Source organism: Leisingera sp. F5, assembly GCF_001593695.1.
Genome location: NZ_LUKH01000018.1, coordinates 88413 through 109313, shown reverse-complemented (window position 1 = coordinate 109313; position 20901 = coordinate 88413). Strand labels below are relative to the sequence as shown.

At 61.8% G+C, this 20901-nt stretch carries 21 protein-coding genes; 4 read left to right on the top strand and 17 right to left on the bottom strand.

Translation table 11 applies throughout. The annotated features are described in order from the left end of the window. Positions 1–46: 46 nt before the first annotated feature. Positions 47–439, top strand: a complete 393-nt coding sequence (locus tag A2I95_RS14345; RefSeq protein ID WP_291730533.1) for a hypothetical protein — start codon at positions 47–49, stop codon at positions 437–439. Here A2I95_RS14345 and A2I95_RS14340 read toward each other — a convergent pair. The 3 genes from A2I95_RS14340 to A2I95_RS14330 all read right to left on the bottom strand — a co-directional run bounded on the left by A2I95_RS14340 (position 425) and on the right by A2I95_RS14330 (position 3000). Further along, positions 425–1099 (bottom strand): DsbA family protein, encoded by a 675-nt coding sequence (locus A2I95_RS14340; RefSeq protein WP_291730532.1) that lies wholly within the window; start codon positions 1097–1099, stop codon positions 425–427. The two genes, A2I95_RS14345 and A2I95_RS14340, sit on opposite strands and share 15 nt — an antisense overlap. Positions 1100–1160: 61 nt before the next feature. Continuing rightward, positions 1161–1973 carry a hypothetical protein gene (locus A2I95_RS14335; protein WP_291730531.1) on the bottom strand — a complete coding sequence of 271 codons (813 nt, stop codon included), beginning with the start codon at positions 1971–1973 and terminating at the stop codon, positions 1161–1163. A gap of 61 nt (positions 1974–2034) precedes the next feature. Next, complete coding sequence (locus A2I95_RS14330; RefSeq protein ID WP_291730529.1) at positions 2035–3000, bottom strand: glutathione S-transferase family protein; 966 nt, start codon at positions 2998–3000, stop codon at positions 2035–2037. A 110-nt stretch (positions 3001–3110) separates the two neighbouring features. Between A2I95_RS14330 and A2I95_RS14325 the strand changes: the two genes are divergently transcribed. From A2I95_RS14325 to A2I95_RS14315, 3 genes are all read left to right on the top strand, one after another. Continuing rightward, positions 3111–4028, top strand: coding sequence for a LysR family transcriptional regulator (locus tag A2I95_RS14325; protein ID WP_291730528.1), 918 nt, complete (start codon positions 3111–3113; stop codon positions 4026–4028). Positions 4029–5113: 1085 nt separating this feature from the next. After that, entirely contained in the window at positions 5114–5365 is a 252-nt protein-coding gene (locus tag A2I95_RS14320) for a helix-turn-helix transcriptional regulator (RefSeq protein ID WP_291730527.1), read from the top strand. Next, entirely contained in the window at positions 5365–6690 is a 1326-nt protein-coding gene (locus A2I95_RS14315; RefSeq protein ID WP_291730526.1) for a type II toxin-antitoxin system HipA family toxin, read from the top strand. Before A2I95_RS14320 ends, A2I95_RS14315 begins: the two co-directional genes overlap by 1 nt. Here A2I95_RS14315 and A2I95_RS14310 read toward each other — a convergent pair. The 14 genes from A2I95_RS14310 to A2I95_RS14245 all read right to left on the bottom strand — a co-directional run bounded on the left by A2I95_RS14310 (position 6687) and on the right by A2I95_RS14245 (position 20898). Continuing rightward, complete coding sequence (locus tag A2I95_RS14310; protein WP_291730525.1) at positions 6687–7016, bottom strand: hypothetical protein; 330 nt, start codon at positions 7014–7016, stop codon at positions 6687–6689. The two genes, A2I95_RS14315 and A2I95_RS14310, sit on opposite strands and share 4 nt — an antisense overlap. Further along, positions 7013–7234 carry a plasmid mobilization relaxosome protein MobC gene (gene mobC, locus A2I95_RS14305; protein ID WP_291730524.1) on the bottom strand — a complete coding sequence of 74 codons (222 nt, stop codon included), beginning with the start codon at positions 7232–7234 and terminating at the stop codon, positions 7013–7015. Before mobC ends, A2I95_RS14310 begins: the two co-directional genes overlap by 4 nt. Positions 7235–7429: 195 nt before the next feature. After that, positions 7430–9829, bottom strand: a complete 2400-nt coding sequence (gene nuoG, locus A2I95_RS14300; protein ID WP_291730523.1) for an NADH-quinone oxidoreductase subunit NuoG — start codon at positions 9827–9829, stop codon at positions 7430–7432. A 5-nt stretch (positions 9830–9834) separates the two neighbouring features. Continuing rightward, on the bottom strand, positions 9835–11094 hold the full coding sequence (nuoF, locus tag A2I95_RS14295; RefSeq protein WP_291730522.1) for an NADH-quinone oxidoreductase subunit NuoF: 1260 nt from the start codon (positions 11092–11094) through the stop codon (positions 9835–9837). Then, positions 11091–11609: an NAD(P)H-dependent oxidoreductase subunit E gene (locus A2I95_RS14290; RefSeq protein WP_291730521.1), complete on the bottom strand. Its 519-nt coding sequence runs from the start codon at positions 11607–11609 to the stop codon at positions 11091–11093. The genes nuoF and A2I95_RS14290 overlap by 4 nt, the downstream gene beginning before the upstream one ends. Next, positions 11606–12823, bottom strand: a complete 1218-nt coding sequence (gene nuoD / locus A2I95_RS14285; RefSeq protein WP_291730520.1) for an NADH dehydrogenase (quinone) subunit D — start codon at positions 12821–12823, stop codon at positions 11606–11608. Before nuoD ends, A2I95_RS14290 begins: the two co-directional genes overlap by 4 nt. Further along, positions 12820–13329, bottom strand: coding sequence for an NADH-quinone oxidoreductase subunit C (locus tag A2I95_RS14280; RefSeq protein WP_291730519.1), 510 nt, complete (start codon positions 13327–13329; stop codon positions 12820–12822). The genes nuoD and A2I95_RS14280 overlap by 4 nt, the downstream gene beginning before the upstream one ends. Before the next feature lie 2 nt (positions 13330–13331). Then, the gene (locus A2I95_RS14275; protein WP_291730518.1) at positions 13332–13841 is read right to left on the bottom strand and encodes an NADH-quinone oxidoreductase subunit B; all 510 of its coding nucleotides are present in this window, start codon (positions 13839–13841) and stop codon (positions 13332–13334) included. Continuing rightward, a complete protein-coding gene (locus A2I95_RS14270) occupies positions 13829–14191 on the bottom strand; it encodes an NADH-quinone oxidoreductase subunit A (protein ID WP_039164479.1) in 363 nt (120 codons plus the stop codon). Before A2I95_RS14270 ends, A2I95_RS14275 begins: the two co-directional genes overlap by 13 nt. Positions 14192–14450: 259 nt before the next feature. After that, positions 14451–15902, bottom strand: a complete 1452-nt coding sequence (locus tag A2I95_RS14265) for an NADH-quinone oxidoreductase subunit N (RefSeq protein ID WP_291730517.1) — start codon at positions 15900–15902, stop codon at positions 14451–14453. Continuing rightward, positions 15893–17392 carry an NADH-quinone oxidoreductase subunit M gene (locus A2I95_RS14260; protein ID WP_291730516.1) on the bottom strand — a complete coding sequence of 500 codons (1500 nt, stop codon included), beginning with the start codon at positions 17390–17392 and terminating at the stop codon, positions 15893–15895. Before A2I95_RS14260 ends, A2I95_RS14265 begins: the two co-directional genes overlap by 10 nt. Then, a complete protein-coding gene (locus A2I95_RS14255) occupies positions 17389–19161 on the bottom strand; it encodes a Na(+)/H(+) antiporter subunit D (RefSeq protein ID WP_291730515.1) in 1773 nt (590 codons plus the stop codon). The genes A2I95_RS14260 and A2I95_RS14255 overlap by 4 nt, the downstream gene beginning before the upstream one ends. Then, positions 19154–19408 (bottom strand): hypothetical protein, encoded by a 255-nt coding sequence (locus tag A2I95_RS14250; protein WP_291730514.1) that lies wholly within the window; start codon positions 19406–19408, stop codon positions 19154–19156. The genes A2I95_RS14255 and A2I95_RS14250 overlap by 8 nt, the downstream gene beginning before the upstream one ends. After that, positions 19408–20898: a monovalent cation/H+ antiporter subunit D family protein gene (locus A2I95_RS14245; protein ID WP_291730513.1), complete on the bottom strand. Its 1491-nt coding sequence runs from the start codon at positions 20896–20898 to the stop codon at positions 19408–19410. The genes A2I95_RS14250 and A2I95_RS14245 overlap by 1 nt, the downstream gene beginning before the upstream one ends. Positions 20899–20901 lie beyond the last annotated feature (3 nt).

The following is a 20901-nucleotide window of genomic DNA, read 5'->3' as shown; positions in this document are numbered from 1 at the left end:
GTGATGATGCGGAATCAAGTCAACCAAGAGCCAGGAAACTCCGGGAATGTCCGTGGCCCTAAGAGGCCGTAGAGCCGATTGGAACCTCGCTTGCGGAAATCATCAGGGCCAGTGGCAGACCGCCACGAAAACAGGCCGGACAGACGACTGTGCTGACAAAAACGCCGCTGAAACCACCAAAAAATGTCTTGCAATGCAGGAGCCATCCACAGAGGGCATTCGCAATCATTTGCAGAATTTCAAACCAAGCGGTGACCCAGGTCGGGAAAATTCCACCACACCAGCCGCTGGAGACAACGACTTCAAGCAGCCCGTTGCAGACCTTCGTTCAGGGCGCCGCTCAGATCCAGCCCTGAACGCAGAAGGCGAGAAGCTAATAATTTCTGTGTCATTTACGAATAGCCGCATTCGCTTAGCAGCGAAATCACTGCATATCTGAACCAGCTGGGGTTCTGGCCTGCTCATCAGAGACAACCAAAGCCAGCTCCGCGCGCATCTGGCTGAGCGAGCCATGGCGCAGCTGCCATTTGCCGCCGGAAACCGCCAGCGTCGGCACCGCGCTGATCCGCCAGGACGCAGCCAGCTGCCGGTCCCGGGAAACCAGTTGCGCAACTTCGGGACTATGTATGTCCTTGCGCAGCCGACCGGCATCCAGCCCGCAGGCGCGGGCCGCGTCCAGCAGCACGGTTTCATCTGCGATATTTCGGTTTTCTATCAAATGCGCCGCCTGCACTGCATCAAAATAGTCCCAGTGCCCGGCGTCCGCTGCCTGCAGTTCTGCGGCTTTGCAGGCTTTGGCGCTCAGCAGTCCGGTGGGATAGGGAAAGCGCTGGCGGCGCATCCCCTCCACATTGATGCGGCCGCCTTCGTCATGTTCGGCGCATCGCTCCCAATGGCCCAGAATGGCGGACTTGGCTTTCTCTGCAGAGCCGAAGGCGGCGGCCAGTTTGGCGGGTGTGTCCTGCAGGACAAAGGTGTGATGACGCACCCGGATTGGAAATTCGGCTGCCAGCTTGCGCAACTTCGGGGACATCACAAAGCACCAGCCGCAAACCGCGTCGTGGAAGAAGTTGATAGTAAGAACGGGGTATTTCATCATTTCACCTGTAAGATAGGGGAAAGCGCTGCCGGCGGGTCAGGCGCCGGCAGCCGGGGAAGTGTCAGTTGCCGGTCAGCGGGGTATCAAGAAGCAGCGGCTTGTCCCCGGACATGTCGATCCAGGCATTGGTGCCGTTCAGGCGGGAGCCGGCCACATTGTCCGCGTCAAAATGGATCTCGAACTGCTCCGGCCCGTGGGCATAGGCGACGACCAGGCCATAGTCCGGGTCCAGGAAGCCGCCGTGCGGGCGGATGCCGGGGTAGCTGATGCGCCAGGCCTCGCCCTCCGGGCTGACATGGCCCAGAGTCAGTTTGCCGATGACATCGCCGGGCAGTTCGAAGAACCAGACCCAGGCGCCGCCGCTTACGATGGTCATCACCTCGTCGATGCCGGTGCCGTCTTCGGCGTGGTTGATGTGCAGCGGGCCGAACTTCTTATGGACCCAGACCCGGGTGTCCGCGTCCATCTTGTTCATGTCATAGACCTTGGGATAAGGCGCGACGCCCGGCTCAGAGGTGGTCAGGGAGCCGCCGTTTTCGACCGCAGGCTGCCGTCCTGCAGCGGCGATTTCCGCCAGCAGGTCTTTGCGGCTGAGTGCGAAATCGGAGATCAGCTGCGCCTCTTCCTCCGCGGTGATGGCGCGGCGGCGGGAAGCTTCAAGGACCGGCAGTGCTTGATCCGGGATCGCAACGGTGCTGACGCGGACCCCGATGCCCTGCAGCACGGCGTTCACGTCCTCCACGCCGACCGAGGCCGGGCGGCCGTCGGTGTATTCCAGTTTCAGGATGCCGGCAGTGTCCTCTGCGCCGGCAAAGCCTTGGGCGGGCAGCCACAGCACGGCGGCTGCGAGGGCAAGTTTCGAAAACAGTTTCATAGTGGAATTCTCCAGTTCAGTGTTCGGGGAAGCGGCCCCGGTCCGGTTGCGGGTGACGGGGTCAGGCGGGATGGGCTGTGCCGTCCCGCCCGTGCTGCTGGCTAAGATCTTGCTCCGGGCCGGCAGAGATGATTCCATGCGGGTTGATGTGCCGGTGGCTTAGGAAATAGTGCTGGCGGATGGCCTCCATATCGATCGTTCCGGCGACGCCGGGCACCTGGTAGAGGTCGCGCAGATAGGGGCCGAGGTTGCGGTAACCGGCGATCCGCTTGCGGTCGGTCTTGAAGTGGGTCGCATAGACCGGATCAAACCGGACAAGGGTGGTGAACAGGCGCCAGTCCGCCTCGGTGATCCGCTCGCCCGTCAGGTAGCGGCGGGTGCCGAGCAGGGCGTCCAGTTCGTCCAGCTTGCCGAACAGGGCGGTGATTGCTGTGTCATAGGCGGCCTGGGTGGTGGCAAAGCCTGCGCGGTAGACGCCATTGTTGACCGGGGCATAGATTTCGGCGCTGATCCGGCCGATCTCCTGCTGCAGCTCCGGCGGATAGAAATCCGGGGCGGCATCTGTCAGCTCGCCGAAGGCCGAATTCAGCATCCGCATGATGTCGCCGGAATCGTTGCTGACGATGCGGCCGGTCTGCTTGTCGAGCAGAACCGGCACCGCGACCGGGCCGGTGTGGCCGGGATCTGCCCGCTGATAGACCTGATAGAGGTACTCATCCCGCGGCACCCCGGCCGCCGGGTCATGGGCCGAGGTGTCGATTTGCCACCCGTCAGGGCCTGCCAGCGGCAGCATTTGGGTGACGGTGATGATCTCTTCCAGCCCCTTCAGCGCGCGCAGGATCGTGGTCCGGTGGCTCCAGGGGCAGGCCATGGACACATAGAGGTGGTAGCGGCCCGTTTCAGTCGGGAAATCGGCGTCCGGCCGCGGCTCGACCCATCCGCGGAAGCCGCTGCTCATGCGGCGGAACACCCCGTCGCCGGGTTTTGGCTTTTCGGTGAGCACACCGTCGATCAGCATCTTTGCCATGGTTCATCTCCTTGATGACCAGGCAAAGGTAAGGCGTTTCCGTTGGCGCGATAATCGGTCTAAGGTGAAACCTAATGTTGAGAAAAACTCACCCAAGCCGGAGATAGCTAATGGAAGGAATGGGAGATATCCCGGTGGTCGTGGCGGTTGCCGAAACACAGGGGTTTGCCGCAGCGGCGCGGCGGCTGGGGGTGACCAAGTCCGCGGTCAGCAAGCGGATTACCCAGATCGAGAAGCGGCTGGGGGCGCAGCTGTTTCACCGCTCCACCCGCAACGTCAGCCTGACCGAGGCGGGCGAGCATTTCTATGCCCATGCGGTCCGGGCGCAGGAGGCGGCGCAAGAGGCCGAAGACAGCGTGCTGGCGCTGCAGGAGGCACCCAAGGGGCGTCTGAGGGTGAATGTGCCGATGGCGTTCGGGCGGTTGCATGTGGCGCCGCTGATCTGCGGATTTCTGGCGCGCTATCCCGGCGTGTCTGTGGACATGGTGATGGATGACCGGGTGGCAGATCTGATTGCGGACGGGTTCGACCTGGCACTGCGCGGCGGCACGCTGGCGGATTCCGCGCTGGTGGCCCGCAAGATTGCGCCATTGCACAACGTTCTGGTTGCCGCCCCGGAATATCTGGAGCGCCACGGCGTGCCGGAAACGGTCAGTGATCTGCACCGCCACAACTGCCTGCAGTATTCCTATAGCAGGGATTTTCAGGAGTGGGTTTTCAACTGCGGCGGCGATGTGGAGACCTTCCGGCCCGGCGGCAGCTACAGTGTCAACAACGGCGAAGCGCTGCGGGAGGCGATCCTGGGCGGGACCGGGATCGGCCGGCTCCCGACGTTCACCGCCGGCCCGGACTTGGCGGCGGGGCGGCTGGTCCGGGTGCTGCCGCACTGCAGGCTGCCGTCACAGACGCTTTATGCTCTCTATCCGGAGCGCCGCTATCTGCCCGCCAAGGTGCGGGTGTTCATTGATTTCGTCCTGGAACATCTTGGCGGTGAGGTGCCGCCCTGGGACCGGGACGCCTGTGTGTGAATTCAGCCACCGTGCTGTCCACTGTACTGAGGAGGTTGAGCCCAATCAAAATTGCACGACGGTCAATGTCCGCCTCCGCGCAAATATACCAAAGTTTCGCATTTGCAGCGAACTTCCGGACACCGCCCGACCTCCCGAAACCCGCGCGGACGCAGCGGACGCAGCGGAATCCAAGCAGGTGCAGCGAAAGGCAGCAAAGTCCCGATTTTGTTGAAAAACTCCGAATTCGGCGCAAACTGCTGAAATTTTTTGCAGCACAGGGCGGGTTGCCGAATTCGGCGAGGGGGTCGGCCAATTCCATCCTTCGGCCCTGTAGCGCCACCTCACAATCTGGGATCCGCAATCTGGCGTGACTTTTGCGTGTCATGCGATTTCTGCGAAAAACCACGACTTTCACATTTTGGAGTTTTTCAACAAAATCTCCCGAATGTGTGAGTTCACCAGTCTCAATGCTTCGCAGTCGCAGCGAACGGCAGGATCTGCCAACTACGCCGCAGCATATCCTCGGTCGGTTGCGTCAAACGGCCAAGTTTGCAATGGGCGCTTCTTGCACTTCGCTGCCGCACGGGGCGACCTGGACTGCACACACGGCCAAAGGCGGTTCCTTTTCCTTTCTGAATCCCATTTGCTGCTCTGCAAGGAGCTCACTTTCAACGGTCTGTATCATCCCGGAAAGCTAGGGGCACAGGATCTAACATGAGAAAGTGTGGGCCGTTGTCGGGGCTGGCATGTTGATCCTGCCTGCGCTAGAAATTTTTCTGAGGTCAGCGACTTCAGGAAAAACCAGCCATTCGGCTATCCACATTTCGGAGCTGTTTTCATAGGTATACAGGGTCATGTGGCCGGACATATGAAAATTCGCTCCGGCAGCTTGCTGCGTTATGTGTGGACTCTCAACGATGCCTAACCCGCCTCAGCCGTGCGAAATAGGAATAGACCCAGCCGGCGTCTTCAAACTTTCCCAGGTCAGTGCGTCTCATACGTTACGGCGCATAAAGCTAACTTACTCGCTTGAGCGTATAATTTAAGATTACTCCCTACAGCGTATATTGCAAATTTATTCGCTATATCGTATTTTCATTCGCATGAAAGAACTCGCGCGCACACCCAAACAGATCGGCTCCATCATCCAGCGCGCGCGCAAAAAGCGCTGCTGGTCACAATCGCAACTTGCTGAACGCGCTGGGTTGCGCCAGGCCACGATCTCCCAAGTCGAAACCGGCGAAAAGCTTTCGAAGCTCGACACCATCCTGGCCGTCCTTGCAGCTCTTGACCTGGAATTCAGGATCGGCGAGCGCACCAAAGGGCACGGGCAGGATATCGAGGAGCTTTTCTAATGGGACGGCGCCCCGCATATATGCCATTGCGGATTTACCTGAACAACCGTCGCGTCGGAACACTCACCCGTGAAAGAAGCGGTGCCATCGGCTTTGTCTATCACCACGACTGGCTGACCTGGGAGCACGCCTTGCCTGTCTCACTTTCGCTGCCATTGCGCGAAACGCTGTATCGGGGGGAGCCTGTTGCGGCGGTTTTCGAGAATCTATTACCTGACTCGGACAAGCTTCGCCGCCTTGTTGCCGAAAAAGTCGGCGCCCGAGGCATTGACGCCTATAATATGCTGACCAAGATCGGCCATGACTGTGTAGGCGCGCTGCAATTCATCGCGGGGGATGACTATGCGCCCGACGCCACCGGCAAGCTGGAGGGCGAAACGGTTGATGCCGGGGCCATCGAGAACATCCTGAAAGGCCTGAGCCAAGCACCCCTCGGCCTTACGGGAGATGACGCGTTCCGGATTTCCGTGGCGGGCGCACAAGAAAAAACCGCCCTGCTTCGGCATGACGGGCAATGGATCAAGCCGCACCGCGCGACCCCAACCACACATCTCATCAAAACCCAGATTGGCGAACTGCCCGGCGGCATTGATCTCTCGGACAGCGTCGAGAACGAATACTACTGCCTCAAACTCACAGCAGCCTTCGGCCTGCCGGTAAACAACGCCGCTATTGAAACCTTCGGGGATACCAAAGCCCTTGTGATAGAGCGTTTCGACCGCCGTTGGACAAAGGACGGACGCCTCCTGCGCCTGCCGCAGGAAGACTGCTGCCAAGCTCTGTCCGTACCGCCAACCCTAAAATACCAGAATGAGGGCGGACCGGGCATGGCCGACATACTCGGCCTGCTCAAAGGCAGCGATACGCCCCTCGAAGATCAGGAAACCTTCCTGAAGGCTCAATTGGTCTTCTGGCTGATCGGCGCAACAGACGGCCATGCCAAGAACTTCAGCGTGTTTCTCAGTCCGGGTGGCAGCTACCGCATGACCCCGCTCTATGACATCCTGACTGCCCAGCCTGCGCTGAACGCCCGCCAGATCGAGCGCAAGCAGATGAAAATGGCGATGTCGGTGGGAAACAGCCGCCATTATCGCTTCGACCAGATTCACGGGCGGCATTTCGTGCAAACGGCCATGCGGGCGGGGCTCTCGAAAAAACGTGCGAGCAGCCTCATTGAAGACATTGCAGAGCGTGCACCCAAGGCGCTCGAAACAGCAGCAGAGTCCATGCCGGCGGGTTTCCCACCCGATGTAATTGAAGCCATCAGCGAGGCCGTCCACAGACGCCTGGGCGGATTACTATCGGCTGTTGTCCCTGAGGGCTAGTACGCCGCACGCGCCTCAGTTCCCCGCGTGACCTTGATCGGGTTCCCGTGCTTGTCGGTCTTGGCTGGCTTGGTCACCTTCACCATGACCTCCGTCGTGCCTTTGACCACCCGCGCCAGGCGCGCCTTGTCAGCCGCAGTAATTGTCTGCCCGCCCCGGGCAGAAAACGTGGCCTGGTCTGCTTGCACGCCCGGCTTGAACTCCTGAGAGCTGTTGTCCCTGTCAGTCTCTGCAACAAAAAAGCCGGACGCCGCGTTCCGCACCATGCGGCCCCTCCGGGGCGGCCAGCAGTCCTGAAATCCATAGGTGTCCTTGAAGTCGCTCAATCTGCAAGCTCCTCTTCCTCAAGACCCAGCTGAAACGCCAGCCGTCCCCGGGCAAAGTCGCGCACCTGCTGGCGCAGCTCCGCCACCTCACCGCGCAGCTGCTCCACTTCACTTCTGGTTGGTGCGTAGCTGTTCCCGGTGAAGACCCCGCGGTTCATTGCATAGGCAATCTGGTTCACGTTCGTGGCCAGACCGTGGATCTGCCGCAGGCCTGACATGAAGCGGCGGCGGTCCCGCACTGTCGGCTGAGGGGCTGCGCGAACCGCCGCCAGGCACAATCACTTTCCGTGCGCTGGTCTCCATCGGGGACTCCTCGCCAGGCGGTGCTGATGGTTCGGTCACTTCCTAGCCAGGGTTCATTCGATGCAAGAATTCAGCCTGGGAAGGGGTCGCCAGCATTACAGCCAATGGCTTCATTTGCCTGGATTATAAAGTTCCACCGTTACTTCCGGGGGGTAATCCGCATCAGAAAGAAAGCTTGCGCTCTGCTGTGCCAGAAAACTTTCCGGGACAAACACAAGCCTCTGATCATAGGCTTTGTTTATTTTCAGAGGAGCAGAATAACTTTCTCCATTACTGGTAATCCGCACAAAGGTTCTGCCGTTTGCAACATGGTCACAGCCCGGGTTCATTTCCACAAACGGTTCACCGCTCAACGCGGACAAACACTTTGAACGGGAAGACATTTTTCCGGACTGAAACAGGCTGTCACCGGTAATCAGAAAGTGCCGAGAAGCGGTGAAGTCGCTGCAGGCAGTGAACGGCGGCAGTATTGGCGCCTGCGATACTTGGGCGGGCGCATCAGCAGAATTTTCTTGTTCGAACACTCCAAATCCAGAGGCTTCTGCAGATATGGCTGCGAGGATCTGGTCCGCTTCAGATAGCTGCAAATCCTTGCCCATGGCTTCGGCGATCAATTTGAACACCTGCCATGGAGCTAGCCTGTCAGAAAGGGCCGGCCGGACTGCTTGAACCTGCTGAACACGCCCCTCATTGCTGGTGAATGTGCCGTTTTCCTCACCATAGGACGGAGCCGGCAGCAGAACATCTGCCAATTCCGCAGTTTTGTTCATATGCGTGCTGTGTACAACCAGGCAATCAGTATCCCGCAAGAAGCGGCCGTACGAGCCAGAGGCCGGATCGGCGCCCAGGACATAGAACAGTCCTTGCCTGCCACTCAGTGGTGCGGTGCCCCGCTCGCACTGCAGCCAACCGGGCAGCACCCCGGGCAGGCAGCCCATGTCCCATAGGCCAAGCTGATTGGGCCGGTCGAACAGAAATTGCAGTTGCACGGCCTTACCTTCGGCCCTGAAATGTGCAACCGCATGAGCCAGCCATTGCAGCACGGCGGCAGCGGCAAGGCTGCGGAGGAATTCGGTTCCAACGAGTAATGAAATGCTGTCCGCTTCTGCCAGAATTGGAGCTGCGGCAGTGGCGAATTCTGCCATCGAGTCATCAGCCGCCTCGCCGGCCCCTTCGGTCAGCAGGGCAAGGAGCTGCGCCTCCAATCCAGGTCTCAGGCGCAGCTTGGCGGTGGCCAGACCGTCCAGGCTGCCGGGCCGGGAAGAGGCGATCACCAGGCGTTTGCCATGATCCTTCATCGCCGCACGGATCAGATAACCAGTGACCGGGTTTTCTTCTGTCACATTAGACCCCAGCAGGAACAGGCAATCGGCCTGCAGCAAGGTTGCCAATGGCCTACGGGCGGCCAGCTTGCCTGCTGCCAGCGTCAGCGCCTCGATTGCGCCATCCTCCTGCAACCCGTCAAACCGGCTGCTGGACGTGATGTCGCCGGACTTGAAGACCCGCCGCATCAGCCGTTGGAACATAAAGGCTGTTTCGTTGGTCTGCCGCGGTGAAATCTGCCCCCGGATAGCGCCGCCGCGCACCTGGACTTCGCGGGCACTCGCGGCAATAAAACCGATGGCTTCCTGCCATTTGACCGGTGTCAGGTGGCCGTCTTTCCGGATCATCGGCTCAAGAATCCGGGTGCCGCCGTCAATGGCATCAAACCCGAACCGCCCCTTGGCGCAAAGCAATTCGCCGTTGATCCCAGTGTCAAACCTGCTCTTGACGCGCTTAAAGGCTCCGTCGCGGGTTTCCACCGTCAGGCTGCAGCCGGTGCCGCACATGCCGCAGATGGTTTCGGTGCGCTGCAGGTCCCATGGCCGCGCCTTGTAGCGGTAGGGGATGCTCATCAGCGCGCCGACCGGGCAGACTTCGATGCAATTGCCGCAATGGCTGCAGTCCTTGAGGCTGTTGCCGGTGCCGGTGATCTCGGAATCCAGCCCCCGTTCACCGGTGCCGAGCGCCACGTCGCCGACGATCTCCTCGCAGATGCGAACGCAGCGCTGGCACTGGATGCAGCGATTGGCGTTGAACACAATCACCTGATTGAGCTCGATGTCGCGATCCCGGAATACCCGCTTGGGATCGCGCAGCCGCGAGCTGCCGCGGCCATATTCGAACACGGTATCCTGCAGTTCGCACTCACCGCCCTTGTCGCAGACCGGGCAGTCCAGCGGGTGGTTGGCCAGCAGGATTTCCAGCATGTCCTCGCGGGTTTCCACCACCCTGTCCGAATGGCTGTGAACCACCATGCCCTCTCCCACGGCGGTGGCGCAGGAGGGTTCCAGCTTGCCCCGGCCCTCGATCTCGACCAGGCACATCCGGCAGGAGGCGGAGATCGACAGGCGCTCCTGGTAACAGAATGTGGGGATTTCGATCGCCGCCGCCCGCGCTGCCTGCAGGATCGTGGTGCCCGGTTCGACCTGCATTTCCCGCCCGTCCAGGGTGAATGTCACCATCGCCATACTCCCTATCCCGCCATGGTCTGCGGTTTGATCAGCGCTTCGAACTCGGGCCGGAAGTGTTTCAACGCCGCCCCCAAAGCCCAGGCCGCGCCGTCGCCAAGCGCGCAGAAGGATTTGCCGAAGATGCTGCCGCAGAGCATTTTCAGCTGATCCACATCGCCGGTTGCGCCTTCGCCCGCCTCGATCCGGCGAAGGATCTTGGCGGCCCAGGTCAGCCCCTCGCGGCAGGGGGTGCATTTGCCGCAGCTTTCGTGACTGAAGAATTCGGTGATCCGCCGCGCCACCCGGGGAATTGAGGCGGTCTCGTCCAAGCCGATCACCCCGGCCGAGCCCAGCATGCTCCCCGCCGCCGCCAGGGAGCTGAAATCCATCCTCACGTCAAAGCCGCTTTCGGGGAACATCGGCGCCGACACCCCGCCGGGGATCGCCGCCTTGAACCGGCCGCTGAGGGCGCCGCCGCCATAGACCTCCAGCATTTCTCCCAAGGGCATCCCCATCGGCGCCTCATAGACGCCGGGGCGGTTCACCTGGCCGCTGAAACAGAACAGCTTGGGACCCGGCCCGTCCTGGGGGCCGATCGAGGTGAACCACTCCACCCCGCGGCGGAACAGATGCGGCAGGCAGGCGAGGGTTTCGACGTTGTTGACGACGGTGGGGCATTCATACAGCCCCGCCACCGCCGGGAACGGCGGTTTCAGCTTGGGCTGGCCGCGCTTGCCCTCGATGGATTCCAAGAGCGCGGTTTCCTCGCCGCAGATATAGGCGCCGGCGCCCTTGTGGATGTGAATGTCCAGGTCAAAGCCGCTACCTAGGATGTCCTTGCCGAGATAGCCCTTGGCATAGGCCGCAGCGATGGCCTGTTCGCATTGCCGGATCGAGAGCCCGTATTCGCCGCGGATGTAAAGATAGGCGGTGTTGGCGCCAATCGCATAGGCCGCGATCACCATGCCCTCGATCAGCTGATGCGGATCGCGCTCCATCAGGATGCGGTCCTTAAAGGTGCCCGGCTCGCCCTCATCCGCGTTGCAGCACAGGTAATGCGGTTTGCCGCTGTCCTTGGGCACGAAGCTCCACTTCATGCCGGTGGGAAAGCCGGCCCCGCCGCGGCCGCGCAGGCTGGAGTCCTTGACGGTTTCGATCACCTGATCCGGCGCAAAATCACGTAGGGCAAGACGCAGCCCCTCATAGCCGCCGCAGCCTTCATAAGCCGCGATGTCCGGCGCATCCGGGTTGTCGATATTGCGCAAAAGGACCAGATCGCTCATGCCGCACCCTCCTTTGCCGCCTGCTCTTGCGCCTCGCGCTGGAGCGCCGCCAGCAGCGCCTCCAGTTTGGCGGGGGTGATGTCTTCGATGTAGTCCTCATTCACCATCAGCACCGGCGCCTTGTCGCAGGCGCCCAGGCATTCGACCGCGCTCAAGCTGAACAGCCCGTTGGCGCAAAGCTCCGCCGCCAAATGCATTTGCAGCTCTTCCAGCAGTTCCTCAGCTCCGGCCAGCATGCAGGAGACATTGGTGCAGAGCTGCAGGTGATAGCGTCCCGCCCTGGCCCGGTCGAACAGGGTATAGAAACTGGCGACCTCGAACACCCAGATTTCCGGCACATCCAGCAATTCGGCAATGGCCTGGTAGATGGTGCCATCGACGACACCGTATTCCTTTTGCGCCAGGTCCAGCGACGGCATGATGGCGCTGCGCCGGACAGGGTAGCGCGCTGCGGCCTCCTGCACCTGCGGGCCGAGCGTCTGCTTGATGCTGGCAACGGTTCGGTCATCGCTCATTTATCGACCTCCCCCATCACCGGATCGAGACTGCCGAGCATGGCGATCACATCAGCCAGGTATTTCATGTTGGTGGTGCGTTCGGTCAGCGCCTGCAGGTTCACAAATGACGGCGCGCGCACCTTGAGCCGGAAGGGTTTCTCGCTGCCGTCGGAAATCAGGTAATAGCCGAGCTCCCCCTTGGGTGCCTCGATCGCCTGATAGATCTCGCCCTTGGGCACTTTGAAGCCATAAGCGGCGAGTTCGAAGTGGTGGATATGGGTCTCCATCGAATGGGCCAGCAGGTCCTTGTCCACCGGGAAGGCGATCTTGGGATCATCGACCAGAATGTCGCCTGCGGGCATCTGTTCGACGCATTGCCGGATCATGCTCAGGCTTTCGCGCATCTCGTCCAGGCGGCATTTCCAGCGGTCGTAACAGTCACCGTCCTTGCGAGTGATGACCTTGAAGTCCAGCCGGTCGTAGATTTCATAAGGCGCGTCGCGGCGCAGGTCCCAGTCGACGCCAGAGGCGCGCAGGTTCGGCCCGCTCAGGCCAAGTGCGATGGCATCCTCGGCGGCGATATTGCCGATGTGCTCGACCCGGGCCAGGAAGATCCGGTTGTTCTTGAGCAGCGTTTCATAATCGGAGATCCGGTCGGCAAAGATATCGCAGAATTCCAGGATCCGTTCCTCGCAGCCCTCGGGCAGGTCCTCGCGCACGCCGCCGACCCGGCAGAAGGAGGTGTGCATCCTCACGCCGCTGATCATCTCCATCAAGTCCATCACCATCTCGCGGTCACGCATGGTATAAAGCAGCGAAGTCATCGCGCCGACATCCATCGGCAAGGCGCCGGAGATCAGCAAGTGGCCGGAAATGCGGGACAGTTCCGCCATGATCACCCTTATGTACTGGGCGCGGACCGGCGCCTCGATCCCCAGCAGCGCCTCGACCGCCAGCGCGTAGCCGAGGTTGTTCGACGGCGGGCAGAGGTAGTCCAGCCGGTCGGTCAGCGGAAATATTTGCGTGTAGGTGAAGCTTTCGAACAGCTTTTCGGTGCCCCGGTGCAGCAGGCCGATATGCGGCTCAATCCGCTCGACAATCTCGCCGTCCATCTGCAGCAGCAGGCGCAGCACGCCATGGGTGCTGGGATGCTGCGGGCCGAGGTTCATCAGCACTTCGCGGGCATAGCCGCTGTCTGTCGGAGTTTCTTGCAGGGTGGTGACTTCGGTCATGCCCCGCCTCCGTTTTCCGTCCGCTCAACGCCCAGCGGGTTCATGTCGTCCTTGTAGCCGCGCAAGGGAAAGTCGCGGCGCATCGGGTAGCCATCGAACCCGTCCCACATATATAGCCGCCGCAGGTCCGGGTGGCCGTCAAAATGGATGCCGTACATGTCGTAGGTCTCGCGCTCGTGCCAATTGGCGGTGGTCCAGACCGGGGTGACGGTCGGCGCCGCAGGCGGATCGCCCAGACGGCATTTCAGCCGCAGCCGCCAATGGTTCGGGATCGACGCAAGGTGATAGACCAGCAGGAAACGGGGCTCCTCCGGGTGGAAATCCACGCCGCAGATGTCGGACAGGAAATTGAACTGCAGGCCTGCATCATCGCGCAGGAACAGGCACAGCTCCGTCAACTCTTCCGGCGCCACCCAAAGGCACGGCATATCCGCTGCGGTTTCGTCCAGCGTCACCCTGCTGCCGAACCGGTCCAGAACGCCTGCAAGGGAAACCGCCTCCGCCATGATCACGCCCCCTCCGGGGACGGCAGCACGTCCGGTTCGGCCCGCAATACCCTGGTGCCGGTGATCTTCTCCTGCAGCTGCAGGAAACCATGCAGCAGCGCCTCGGGCCGCGGCGGGCAGCCGGCCACATGGATATCGACCGGAATGATGCAATCGACGCCCTGCACCACGGCGTAAGTGTTGTAGACGCCGCCGGAAATCGCGCAGGTGCCCATGGCGATAACATAACGCGGCTCAGCCATCTGATCATAGAGCCGCCGCACGATCGGCGCCATCTTGCGGGTCACCGTGCCCGCCACGATCATTACATCAGATTGCCGGGGCGAGGGCCGGAACACGACGCCGAACCGGTCCAGATCATAGCGCGCGCAGCCTGCCGAAATCATCTCGATCGCACAGCAGGCGATGCCGAAGGTCTGCGGCCAGAGCGAGGATTTGCGGCTCCAGTTGATGATATTGTCGGAGGTGGTGAACAGCACGCTGTCCTGGAAACGGTTGGTCAGGACACCCATTCGAGCGCTCCCTTGATCCAGGCATAGGCAAAGCCGACCAGCAGCAGCGCTATGAACACGAACATTTCTATATAGCCGAACAGGCCTAGGTCGCTCAGCACCACCGCCCAGGGGAACAGGAACATGGTCTCGACATCGAAGACCACAAACAGGATGGCGATCACAAAGTATTGAACCTTGAACAGCCCGCCCGAAGCCTCGCCGACATGGTCGACGCCGCATTCATAGGGGCGGTTCTTTTCCGGGTAGGGGTTGTCCGGCCGGATCAGCCGCGACAGGGTCAGGATGAAGACCGACAGCGCGACAACCACCGCAACCATCAGAAACACGGGCAGAAAGTCGATAGGCATGCTGTTTTCCTCATATTTCAGGCGGGCCTTAGCCCTTCCCGAGTTCGCGAATGCGCTTCTCGCCAGCTGCAACGCCGTTCGGATTCTCTGAAGGCAGTGCCCGCCCGTTTTGCCGAAGGCGAACCTTCCGTTCGGCGGACCGGTCGGGTGCTGCCCGGCGTGCCGCCGGGCGGATCAGCGTCTAGGGAAACGCTGCTCTTGTCTTCAGCACGGTCATTGCTGTGCTTTTCAAGGAACAATGATACACCAAAGCTCCCATTCAACCAAATCCCGCCGCCGCTGCCGTCTGCGCCAGCCCCAGGAACCAGGCAGGCAGAATGCCAGTGGCCAAAGTGCCCGCCAGAGTCACCGCCAGAACCAGCCGCAGCGGCACGGAAACCGCAATCGGCGCCGGGCCGGCGGGCGCCTGGGTGTACATCAGCATGATGATCCGCAGATAGAACCAGGCCGCCACCGCGCTCAGCAGCACCGCGATCACCGCCAGCACCGCATGGCCTGTCTCGATCAGCGCCATCAGCACATAGAACTTGGCAAAGAAGCCTCCTGTCGGCGGGATGCCTGCCAGCGAGAACAGGAACACCAGCGCCAGCGCCGCCAAGGCAGCATGGGTCCGGGCCAGGCCCGCAAAGGCCGTGATCGGCTCGCCCTGCGCGGCGCCTTCGTTCAGCAGGACAACGACGGCAAACAGGCCCAGCGTCATGAAGGTGAAAATCAGCAGGTAGAGCATCACGCTGGCCAGCCCTTCGGGGCCGCCCGCAATCAGCCCCAGCAGCAGGAAGCCGGCATGGGCGACCGAGGAATAGGCCAGCATCCGCTTGATATTGTCCTGCACCAGCGCCGCCAGGCTGCCCAGCCCCAGGGTCAGCACCGCCACCGCCGCCACGCTGGCGCGCCAGACAGGGTCGAGCGCCACCAGATCCAGCATCAGGATGCGCAGCACCACCGCAAAAGCCGCGGCCTTGCCCACCGCTGCCATGAAACCGGTGATCGGCGACGGCGCGCCTTCGTAGATATCAGGCACCCACATGTGGAACGGCACTGCGCCGATCTTGAACAAAAGCCCCGCCACCAGAAACAGCGCCGCCAGCACCAAAAGCGGGCTGGCAACATCCTGCGCCGACAGCGCGGATTGCAGCGCCTGCAGCTGGGTGGTGCCTGCAAGGCCATAGAACAGCGACAGGCCAAACAGAAGCAGGCCTGAGGAAAAGGCGCCGAGGATCACATATTTCAGCGCCGCCTCGTTCGAGCGCCCATTGGTTTTCAGGAACCCCACCAGCACATAAACCGACAGCGCCTGCAGCTCGAGACCGACGTAGATGATCACCAGATCGGTGCCCGACACCATGATCATTGCCCCCGCCAGCGCGCAGAGCAGCAGGGCGTAGTATTCGCCTCTGACCATTCTCTCCGTGGCCAGGTAGCCGCCGGACATCAGGATGGTCAGCGCGGTGCCAAGGTACAGCACCATCTTGAAAAACGTGGAGAAGGGATCGGCCGCAAACATGCCGGAATAGGCCAGTTGCGAGGTGCCGCCGAGGCCCCAGCTCATACCCGCTGCCAGGGCGATCATCAAGAGGCTCAGCCCCGCCAGCCATCTGACATGGCCCGGATCAGGCAGCAGCGACAGCATCAGCACCGTGCAGGCGCCTAGGATGATGATGATCTCGGGGCCAGAAGCCAAAACCGAGGCGGTGACGGATGTCATCTCCATGCCAGCCCCCCCGTTGCTACTTCCTCCGCTTGCGTGATCTGCGTCATCAGATGGTCGAGCGACGGCTGCAGGACGGTCAGGAAGGGTTTCGGGTAGAGGCCGAACCAGAACACGAACAGCAGCAGCGGCAACGCGCATGCCAGCTCACGGCGGCGCAGATCCTGCATCACCGACCCCTCCGGCACTTTGACCGGGCCCAACAGCACCTGCCGGTAAAGCCCCAGCAGATAGGCCGCACCAATCAGCGCGCCCAGAACACCCGCGGTTCCGGCCCAGCCGCTCACTCCGAAGGTGCCCGCCAGCACCAGAATCTCGCCGATAAACCCATTGGTGCCGGGCACCGCCATCGAGGCCAGCAGGAAGGCAGCAAACAAGATGCCGAACAGCGGCACCGCCTTGATCATGCCGCCATAGGCGGCAATCTCGCGGCTATGGGTGCGCTCGTAGATCAGCCCGACAAACAGGAACAGAGCGCTGGTTGTGATCCCGTGGTTGAACATTTGAATCACCGCGCCGGACATACCGTTCACCTCGAATGTGAACAGGCCGAGGGTGACAAACCCCATGTGGCTGACGCTGGAATAGGCGATCAGCTTCTTGATGTCGCTTTGGGCCAGCGCCAGCAGCCCGCCATAAACAATCGCTGCCGCCGACAGGGTGATCATCAGCGGGGCCAGGTATTGCGAGGCATCCGGCAGCATCGGCAGCGAGAAGCGCAGGAAGCCATAGGCGCCCATCTTCAGCAACACACCGGCAAGAATGATGCTGCCTGCCGTCGGCGCCTGCACATGGGCGTCCGGCAGCCAGGTGTGCACCGGCACCATCGGCACCTTAACCGCAAAGGCGACCAGAAAGGCCAGGAACACCCAGACTTGCAGGCGGAACGGGTACTCCACCGCCATCAGCGCCAGCATGTCAAAGGTACGCCCGCCGGCAAAATACAGCGCCAGCAGGCCAACCAGAAACAGCAGGCTACCCGCCAGCGTGTAGAGAAAGAACTTGAAGGCCGCATAGGTCCGGTTGCCGCCGCCCCAGATGCCGATGATCAGATACATCGGCACCAGCATCACCTCCCACAGCACGTAGAACAGCACCAGATCAAGCGCACAGAACACGCCGACCATCATGCTCTGGATTGCCAAGAGGCAGGTCATGAACTCCTTCACCCGCTCGGCAATGGCGCGCCAGGAGGCCAGCACGCAGATCCAGCCCAAGAGCGTGGTCAGCAGCACAAACCAGACGCTGATGCCGTCGATGCCCAGCCGATAACCCATGTTGAGCGCAGGCACCCAGATACGGGTCTCGCGGAACTGCATCTCTGCGGTTGCCGGATCAAAGGCAGCCAGTATCCAGACCGCCAGCAGGAAATCCGCCAGCAGCACCAGCAGGGTGAACCAGCGCACAGTGTCCTTGCTGCGCAGGAACGGCACCGCGATTGCCCCCACTGCCGGCAGCAGGATCAGAATGCTGAGGATCGGCAGCCCGCTCATGGCGCACCGATCCCGGCCACCAGCGGCCACCCCAGCACTGCAATCAGCCCGGCGATGATCCAGAAGGCATAATGAGACACCACTCCGGTCTGCAGCCGTTGCAGCACAAGCCCGCCCCGCCGGGCGGTCCTGGCCACGCCATTGACCAGCGCATCAACCACCCGGATGTCCGCCAGCAAGCTCAGCCGCGACAGACTGTGCATCAGCCGCAGCCCGGTGCCGTCGCCCAGGGTGATCAGCATCTGCTCCCAGACCAGCACCGGCCCCCGGGCCAGCCGCATGAACAGCCGCGCGCCGCGCCGGTAGACCCAGTCGGTGTCCAGGCTGATGGTGTCCTCCGGGTCCAGATGTTTCAGCAGCAGCACAAAGGCCAGCAAGGTGAACATCAGGACTCCCAGGCTCTCGGTCACATGCACAGCCGTATAAGGCTGATAGTTCACCGGATAGGGCAGTAAGGCATACAGCGCCTGCGGATACACCCCGATGCCGATGCAGAACATTGCGGCAATTCCCATCGCCAGCAGCATGTTCAGCGGCGGCTCCGGCGGCCTCAGCCCGCAGTCCTTGCCGAAGAACATGTAATAAGGCAGCTTCAGCCCGGTGTGCAGGAAGGTGCCGGAGGACGCCACGGTCAGCAGCAGCGCCGCGATGGCCCGGTGATCCCCCGCCGCTGCGGAGACCACCATGGATTTGCTGACAAAACCGCTGAACAGCGGGAAGGCTGAGATGGCAAAGGCGCCGATCATGTAAAGCACGACGGTCAGCGGCATCGTCCGGTAAAGGCCGCCCAGCTCGGTCAGCTTGCGCCGCCCTGCCATCAGGATTACGGCTCCTGCCCCCATGAACAGAAGCCCCTTGTAGAGGATATGCGCAAAGGCATGGCTGGCAGCCCCGTTCAGCGCCATTTCCGTGCCGATGCCAACGCCCGCCACCATGTAGCCGACCTGGCTGACGATGTGATAGGCCAGCAGCCGGCGGCAGTCGTTCTCCAGCACCGCAAACACCACGCCGTAAAGCGCCATTGCGACGCCGAATCCCACCAGGATCTCAGCCCCCGGGTAATTGCGGATCAGCACATAGACGGCGGTCTTGGTGGTAAAGGCGCTGAGGAAGACCGCCCCGGTCACGGTGGCTTCGGGGTAAGCATCAGTCAGCCAGGCATTGAGCGGCGGCACCGCGGCGTTCACCATGAAGGAAATCAGGATCAGCCAGTAGGCCAAGCCCCCCTGCCCGGGCTCCAGCGGCCCCACCAGCCAGGAACCGGTCTGCACCCCGTGCAGTACAATGCCGCCGAACAGCAGCACCCCTCCCGCCACATGCACCAGCAGATAGCGGAAGCCCGCTGCTACCGCCGCCGCGTTGCGGGAGGCGAAGATCAGATAAGCCGAGGCAAAGGCCATTACTTCCCAGGCCATCAGCAGAGTGAACCAGTCGCCGGCAAAGACCACGCCAAAGGCGCTGCCGGCATATAGGAAGGCGCTTACCCGCTGACCGGTGTCCGCAATATGCCAGGCATAAAGGTTGCCGATCACCGACATGATGGCAAAGACCCAGGCAAAAACCAGCGACAGCCTGTCGGCTTTGAACAGCACCAGATCGATCCCGGCAAAAGCAATCCCGCCAGCGGTGCCCGGCGTCATTTGCGCCACGCTCAACAGAACCAGCAGCGGCACGATCAGCGACAGCGCCTTTTGCGCCAGGCCGCGGGTCAGCGGCAGCAGCGCGGCTCCGAGGAGCATCAGCAATGCGGGGTGCAGCCACTCAGTCATAATAGTCCTCGTCCCGCATGATGCCGCCGCTGTGGCCGATGAACTTGCTGACGAAAATGATGGCAACACAGCTGGCAAAACCGAACACCGCGCCCCAGCCGGGGATGGCGTCCCAGAAGTGCTCGCTGTGATGGCGCGGCACCAGCAGATCGGCAATCAGGATCAGCGCCAGCACCGCAACAAGCAGCCGCCAGCGCATTTTCTGATAACGCGCATCGCCAAAGAAATTCACCAGCCGCGCAATCATCACAACCCCGCCCCGCGCATCACAAGCTGCGCCAGTTCAACGAAAAATCCCGGGTACAGCCCCAGCGCCAGCGACAACAGCGCGGTGATCAGCAGCGGCACCGCCACCATCGGGATCTCGCGCACTTCCTGCATCGCCACCAGCCCCGGAGCGCCGGGCTTTTCCGGTTCGAAGAACGCGGTGTAGGTCACCGGCAGGAAATAGGCGGCATTCAGCAGCGCGCTGACCAGCAGCACGATCAGGAACACTATTTCCTGCCCGCCGGCCGAACCCAGCACCAGATACCATTTGCTGACAAATCCGCCCGACGGCGGGATGCCGATCATGCCAAGCGAGCCGATAAAGAACGCCGCCATGGTCCAGGGCAGCCGCCGCCCGATGCCTGCCAGATCGCTGATCTTGCGCCGGTTCGAGGCGCAGTAGATCGAGCCCGCACAGAAGAACAGGGTGATCTTGGAAAACGCATGTGCTGCGATATGGGTGATACCGCCAATCGCTGCCATCGGCGTCAGCAGCACCGCGCCAAGGATGATGTAGGAGAGCTGGCTGACGGTCGAATAGGCCAGCCGCGCCTTAAGGTCGTCGCGGGTCAGCGCATAAATGGACGCCATCACGATGGTGAAAGAGACCAGATAGGCGGTGGCGATGCCCAGCCCCAGGCTGCCCATCAGATCGACGCCCATCACGTGGAAGATCACCCGCAGCATGCAGAAAACGCCCATTTTCACCACCGCCACCGCGTGCAGCAGCGCGGAAACGGGCGTCGGGGCCACCATCGCCGCCGGCAGCCAGGCATGGAACGGCATCACCGCCGCCTTGGCAAAGCCGGCAAGGTAGCAGAGGTAGACAGCGCTCAGCAGCCAGCCCTCGGCGCCGGAGCCGGCCAGCAGCCCCTGCGGCAGGAAATCCAGGGAGCCGGCCAGCTGATAGGTCAGCGCCAGTGCCGCCAGCAGAAAGGATTTGGAGGCGCCGATCAGATAGACCACGTAACGGCGGCTGCCGGTCCAGCTTTCGCTGTCCTCCTTGTGGTAAACCAGCGGATAGGTCACCAGACTGAGCAGCTCGTAAAAGATCACCAAGGTGAACAGGTTGGCGGCAAAGGCACCGCCCACGGCCGCCGACAGGGACACCGCAAAGGCGGCAAAGAACCGGGTCTGCGCATGTTCGTTCAGGCTGCGCATATAGCCGATCGAATAGAGTGCGGCGAAGATCCACAGCAGGCTGGAGACAGTGGCAAACACCATCCCCAGGGCATCGACGCGGAAGGCGAAATCCACCCCCGGCAGGACTTCGAACAGGGTGAGTTCCAGCGTGCTGCCTGCCAGCACCAAGGGTGCCAGCGAGATGACAATCCCGAATTTCAGCACCGCCGCCGCCACCGAGACCGCATCCCGTGCATCCGGGCGTTTGTGCAGGCACAGGATCAGCCCCGCTGCCGCCAGGCTGACGGCAATGGCCAGTATTGGCCGGGTCGACAGCAGGAACTCCACCAA

Coding starts and splice junctions, on each gene's coding strand:
- mobC (WP_291730524.1), bottom strand. CDS start 7,234: ATGTCAGGCCTGCGGCAGATCCACGGTCTGGCCACGAACGTGAACCAG.
- A2I95_RS14265 (WP_291730517.1), bottom strand. CDS start 15,902: ATGGAGATGACATCCGTCACCGCCTCGGTTTTGGCTTCTGGCCCCGAG.
- nuoF (WP_291730522.1), bottom strand. CDS start 11,094: ATGAGCGATCTGGTCCTTTTGCGCAATATCGACAACCCGGATGCGCCG.
- A2I95_RS14325 (WP_291730528.1), top strand. CDS start 3,111: ATGGAAGGAATGGGAGATATCCCGGTGGTCGTGGCGGTTGCCGAAACA.
- A2I95_RS14345 (WP_291730533.1), top strand. CDS start 47: ATGTCCGTGGCCCTAAGAGGCCGTAGAGCCGATTGGAACCTCGCTTGC.
- A2I95_RS14280 (WP_291730519.1), bottom strand. CDS start 13,329: ATGGCGGAGGCGGTTTCCCTTGCAGGCGTTCTGGACCGGTTCGGCAGC.
- A2I95_RS14275 (WP_291730518.1), bottom strand. CDS start 13,841: ATGGGTGTCCTGACCAACCGTTTCCAGGACAGCGTGCTGTTCACCACC.
- A2I95_RS14260 (WP_291730516.1), bottom strand. CDS start 17,392: ATGAGCGGGCTGCCGATCCTCAGCATTCTGATCCTGCTGCCGGCAGTG.
- A2I95_RS14315 (WP_291730526.1), top strand. CDS start 5,365: ATGGGACGGCGCCCCGCATATATGCCATTGCGGATTTACCTGAACAAC.
- A2I95_RS14270 (WP_039164479.1), bottom strand. CDS start 14,191: ATGCCTATCGACTTTCTGCCCGTGTTTCTGATGGTTGCGGTGGTTGTC.
- A2I95_RS14340 (WP_291730532.1), bottom strand. CDS start 1,099: ATGATGAAATACCCCGTTCTTACTATCAACTTCTTCCACGACGCGGTT.
- A2I95_RS14330 (WP_291730529.1), bottom strand. CDS start 3,000: ATGGCAAAGATGCTGATCGACGGTGTGCTCACCGAAAAGCCAAAACCC.
- A2I95_RS14250 (WP_291730514.1), bottom strand. CDS start 19,408: ATGATTGCGCGGCTGGTGAATTTCTTTGGCGATGCGCGTTATCAGAAA.
- A2I95_RS14335 (WP_291730531.1), bottom strand. CDS start 1,973: ATGAAACTGTTTTCGAAACTTGCCCTCGCAGCCGCCGTGCTGTGGCTG.
- nuoD (WP_291730520.1), bottom strand. CDS start 12,823: ATGACCGAAGTCACCACCCTGCAAGAAACTCCGACAGACAGCGGCTAT.
- A2I95_RS14255 (WP_291730515.1), bottom strand. CDS start 19,161: ATGACTGAGTGGCTGCACCCCGCATTGCTGATGCTCCTCGGAGCCGCG.
- A2I95_RS14320 (WP_291730527.1), top strand. CDS start 5,114: ATGAAAGAACTCGCGCGCACACCCAAACAGATCGGCTCCATCATCCAG.
- nuoG (WP_291730523.1), bottom strand. CDS start 9,829: ATGGCGATGGTGACATTCACCCTGGACGGGCGGGAAATGCAGGTCGAA.
- A2I95_RS14290 (WP_291730521.1), bottom strand. CDS start 11,609: ATGAGCGATGACCGAACCGTTGCCAGCATCAAGCAGACGCTCGGCCCG.